This is a genomic window from Mycobacterium sp. DHQP2018-32-09 (genome assembly GCF_058148405.1).
Window position 1 is genome coordinate 1 of the sequence record NZ_JBYVYK010000099.1, and the last position, 5,427, is coordinate 5,427.

3 rRNA genes are annotated in these 5,427 nt (G+C 56.7%); all 3 read right to left on the reverse strand.

The window, feature by feature from the left end:
* Nucleotides 1–7: 7 nt before the first annotated feature.
* Nucleotides 8–120 (reverse strand): 5S ribosomal RNA (gene rrf, locus AC30CM_RS26675).
* A 142-nt stretch (nt 121–262) separates the two neighbouring features.
* Nucleotides 263–3,380: ribosomal RNA gene (locus AC30CM_RS26680) — 23S ribosomal RNA — on the reverse strand.
* A gap of 439 nt (nt 3,381–3,819) precedes the next feature.
* A 16S ribosomal RNA gene (locus AC30CM_RS26685) occupies nt 3,820–5,339 on the reverse strand.
* The 16S, 23S and 5S rRNA genes sit together here, the layout of an rRNA operon.
* Between the last annotated feature and the right edge of the window lie 88 nt (nt 5,340–5,427).

Sequence of the window (5,427 nt, forward strand, 5' to 3'; positions counted from 1 at the left end):
AAAGGGTGTTCGGCGGTGTCCTACTTTTCCACCCGTGAGGGTAGTATCATCGGCGCTGGTAGGCTTAGCTTCCGGGTTCGGGATGGGACCGGGCGTTTCCCTGCCGCTATTACCGCCGTAACTCTATTTTCTTTTCAGCCCCTGGTGGTGTTATTTGGTGGTGGGGTGTGGTGTGTTGGGGTTCGTGGTGTGGTTGCGTGCGCGTTGTGGTGCGTCATATTTTTCTTACACGTTTTCATGGGTCCCACCCGGGGGTGGGGTTGTGTGTAAGTTTTCGGCCGGTTAGTGCCAGTTCCCTGAACCCATTGCTGGGCTTGTAGGTCTGGTCTATCGATCCCGTGGTCTGCGGGGGGCCTTATCCCTCTAAAAGGGTGAGAAGCCTGGTCTTGGAGGGGGTTTCCCGCTTAGATGCTTTCAGCGGTTATCCTGTCCGAACGTGGCTATCCAGCCGTGCCACTGGTGTGACAACTGGTAGACCAGAGGTTCGTCCGTCCCGGTCCTCTCGTACTAGGGACAGGTTTCCTCAAGCTTCTGACGCGCGCGGCGGATAGAGACCGAACTGTCTCACGACGTTCTAAACCCAGCTCGCGTGCCGCTTTAATGGGCGAACAGCCCAACCCTTGGGACCTGCTCCAGCCCCAGGATGCGACGAGCCGACATCGAGGTGCCAAACCATCCCGTCGATATGGACTCTTGGGGAAGATCAGCCTGTTATCCCCGGGGTACCTTTTATCCGTTGAGCGACACCCCTTCCACTCGGGGGTGCCGGATCACTAGTCCCGACTTTCGTCCCTGCTCGACATGTTCGTCTCGCAGTCAAGCTCCCTTGTGCACTTACACTCAACACCTGATTGCCGTCCAGGTTGAGGGAACCTTTGGGCGCCTCCGTTACATTTTGGGAGGCAACCGCCCCAGTTAAACTACCCACCAGGCACTGTCCCTGAACCGGATATACGGTTCGAAGTTAGAAGCCCAATACGATCAGAGTGGTATTTCAACGATGACTCCACCCACACTGGCGTGCGAGTTTCACAGTCTCCCACCTATCCTACACAAACCGTATCGAGCGCCAATACCAAGTTGTAGTGAAGGTCCCGGGGTCTTTTCGTCCTGCCGCGCGTAACGAGCATCTTTACTCGTAGTGCAATTTCGCCGAGTCTATGGTTGAGACAGTTGAGAAGTCGTTACGCCATTCGTGCAGGTCGGAACTTACCCGACAAGGAATTTCGCTACCTTAGGATGGTTATAGTTACCACCGCCGTTTACTGGGGCTTAAATTCTCAGCTTCACCCCCGAAGGGATTAACCGGTCCTCTTAACCTTCCAGCACCGGGCAGGCGTCAGTCCGTATACATCGTCTTGCGACTTCGCACGGACCTGTGTTTTTAGTAAACAGTCGCTTCTCACTGGTTTGTGCCACCCCCCACCGCTGCCCACCGCAAGGGTGATGACAGTAGGAGGTCCCCCTTCTCCCGAAGTTACGGGGGTATTTTGCCGAGTTCCTTAACCATAGTTCACTCGTACGCCTTGGTATTCTCTACCTGACCACCTGTGTTGGTTTGGGGTACGGGCCGTGTGTGGACTCGCTAGAGGCTTTTCTTGGCAGCATAGGATCACCGAATTCGCCTCACTCGGCTATGCATCACCTCTCAGGATGTGTGAGACCCGGATTTACCTAGATCTCTCCCTACGGGCTTGCCCCAGTATTACCACTGACTGGTACGGCTACCTTCCTGCGTCACCCCATCGCTTGACTACTACCAGAGAAGGTTCCGCGCAGCCCCGGAAACCCTCACCCCGAAGGGATCGGTGAAACCAGTTTTGGGCGGTTAGTACCTCTGATTCATCAGGGACGCACACACACGGGTACGGGAATATCAACCCGTTGTCCATCGACTACGCCTGTCGGCCTCGCCTTAGGTCCCGACTCACCCTGGGAGGACTGGCCTGGCCCAGGAACCCTTGGTCTTTCGGCGGGCAAGGTTCTCACTTGCCTCATCGCTACTCATGCCTGCATTCTCACTCCCACACCCTCCACAACTCGATCACTCGGCTGCTTCACCGGATGCAGGACGCTCCCCTACCCATCCTTGCGGATGCCGCGGCTTCGGCGGTGTGCTTGAGCCCCGCTACATTATCGGCGCACAATCACTTGACCAGTGAGCTATTACGCACTCTTTCAAGGGTGGCTGCTTCTAAGCCAACCTCCTGGTTGTCTTCGCGACTGCACATCCTTTTCCACTTAGCACACGCTTAGGGGCCTTAGCCGGCGATCTGGGCTGTTTCCCTCTCGACGCACGGAGCTTATCCCCCGCCGTCTCACTGCCACACTGTTGACTTACCGGCATTCGGAGTTTGGCTGACGTCAGTAACCCTGTGGGGCCCATCGGCCATCCAGTAGCTCTACCTCCGGTAAGAACCATGCAACGCTGCACCTAAATGCATTTCGGGGAGAACCAGCTATCACGGAGTTTGATTGGCCTTTCACCCCTACCCACAACTCATCCCCTCAGTCTTCAACCTAAGTGGGTTCGGGCCTCCACAACATCTTACTGCTGCTTCACCCTGGCCATGGGTAGATCACTCCGCTTCGGGTCCAGAACACGCCACTACACCACACACTCTTGTGTGGATACGCCCTATTCAGACTCGCTTTCGCTACGGCTACCCCACCCGGGTTAACCTCGCGACGTATCCCTGACTCGCAGGCTCATTCTTCAAAAGGCACGCCATCACCCCACCACGAAGGAGGGCTCTGACGGATTGTAGGCACACGGTTTCAGGTACTATTTCACTCCCCTCCCGGGGTACTTTTCACCATTCCCTCACGGTACTAATCCGCTATCGGTCATCAGAAGGTATTCAGGCTTACCGGGTGGTCCCGGCAGATTCACAGCAGATTTCACGGGCCCGCTGCTACTCGGGAACACCATCAAGGTAGACATCGGGTTTTCACGTACCGGGCTCTCACCGTCTACGGCAGGCCATCCCAAGCCACTTCCGCTAACCACGACGTTTTCTCACTACCCTCCAGGCGGATAGACCTGAAAAGATGGGTCCCACAACCCCGCACACACAACCCCTACCCGGTATCACATGCATGCGGTTTAGCCATCCTCCGCTTTCGCTCGCCACTACTCACGGAATCACAATTGTTTTCTCTTCCTACGGGTACTGAGATGTTTCACTTCCCCGCGTTACCTCCCGCACCCTATGTATTCAGATACGGGTAACACGACATCACTCGTGCTGGGTTTCCCCATTCGGACACCCTCGGATCCACGCTCGGTTGGCAGCTCCCCGAGGCATATCGCAGCCTCCCACGTCCTTCATCGGCCTCTGATGCCAAGGCATCCACCATGCGCCCTTAAACACTTACAAAGCACAAAACCATAAAAACAGAGAAAAATTACACCACAACAAACCACACACCCACCACCAACCACGAAGGCCAGCGACACGCATGCGATCTGATGCTCGCAACCACTATCCACGAATCAAACACCACACCCCACCACCAAAACCTGTGGGGCAACAAGCAAACCATCCGACTCCCGCCGGACCGACGCCACCCGCCAACACCCACCCCCCAACGGGGACGAACGCCGGCACGCACGCCGCGGGCCTGTTGTCTCAGGGCCCAATAGTGTGTTTGGCAGCCACGACCCACGCCTTCCCAGCGCCGGCCGACCATGCTTGCTCACAACTTCAATGCACCAGACCCCCACCCACTACAGGCAGAAGGCCATCTTCACGAATCGCTCGCATCACCGAACCCCCACACGATGTGGGCGGGCACGAGTCTCGTGGTGCTCCTTAGAAAGGAGGTGATCCAGCCGCACCTTCCGGTACGGCTACCTTGTTACGACTTCGTCCCAATCGCCGATCCCACCTTCGACGGCTCCCTCCCACGAGGGGTTAGGCCACCGGCTTCGGGTGTTACCGACTTTCATGACGTGACGGGCGGTGTGTACAAGGCCCGGGAACGTATTCACCGCAGCGTTGCTGATCTGCGATTACTAGCGACTCCGACTTCACGGGGTCGAGTTGCAGACCCCGATCCGAACTGAGACCGGCTTTGAAAGGATTCGCTCCACCTCACGGCATCGCAGCCCTTTGTACCGGCCATTGTAGCATGTGTGAAGCCCTGGACATAAGGGGCATGATGACTTGACGTCATCCCCACCTTCCTCCGAGTTGACCCCGGCAGTCTCCTACGAGTCCCCACCATTACGTGCTGGCAACATAGGACAAGGGTTGCGCTCGTTGCGGGACTTAACCCAACATCTCACGACACGAGCTGACGACAGCCATGCACCACCTGCACACAGGCCACAAGGGAACCAATATCTCTACTGGCGTCCTGTGCATGTCAAACCCAGGTAAGGTTCTTCGCGTTGCATCGAATTAATCCACATGCTCCGCCGCTTGTGCGGGCCCCCGTCAATTCCTTTGAGTTTTAGCCTTGCGGCCGTACTCCCCAGGCGGGGTACTTAATGCGTTAGCTACGGCACGGATCCCAAGGAAGGAAACCCACACCTAGTACCCACCGTTTACGGCGTGGACTACCAGGGTATCTAATCCTGTTCGCTCCCCACGCTTTCGCTCCTCAGCGTCAGTTACTGCCCAGAGACCCGCCTTCGCCACCGGTGTTCCTCCTGATATCTGCGCATTCCACCGCTACACCAGGAATTCCAGTCTCCCCTGCAGTACTCTAGTCTGCCCGTATCGCCCGCACGCCCACAGTTAAGCTGTGAGTTTTCACGAACAACGCGACAAACCACCTACGAGCTCTTTACGCCCAGTAATTCCGGACAACGCTCGGACCCTACGTATTACCGCGGCTGCTGGCACGTAGTTGGCCGGTCCTTCTTCTATAGGTACCGTCACTTGCGCTTCGTCCCTATTGAAAGAGGTTTACAACCCGAAGGCCGTCATCCCTCACGCGGCGTCGCTGCATCAGGCTTGCGCCCATTGTGCAATATTCCCCACTGCTGCCTCCCGTAGGAGTCTGGGCCGTATCTCAGTCCCAGTGTGGCCGGTCACCCTCTCAGGCCGGCTACCCGTCGTCGCCTTGGTAGGCCATTACCCCACCAACAAGCTGATAGGCCGCGGGCCCATCCCACACCGCAAAAGCTTTCCACCACCAGCCATGAAGCCAATGATCATATTCGGTATTAGACCCAGTTTCCCAGGCTTATCCCAAAGTGCAGGGCAGATCACCCACGTGTTACTCACCCGTTCGCCACTCGAGTACCCCGAAGGGCCTTTCCGTTCGACTTGCATGTGTTAAGCACGCCGCCAGCGTTCGTCCTGAGCCAGGATCAAACTCTCCAAACAAAAACCCCCAGGCACGAAAACCCAGGCAGAATTCGAATCAGAAAAATCCGATCACAAACAACAGACACCAAAACTGGCATCCAAAAAA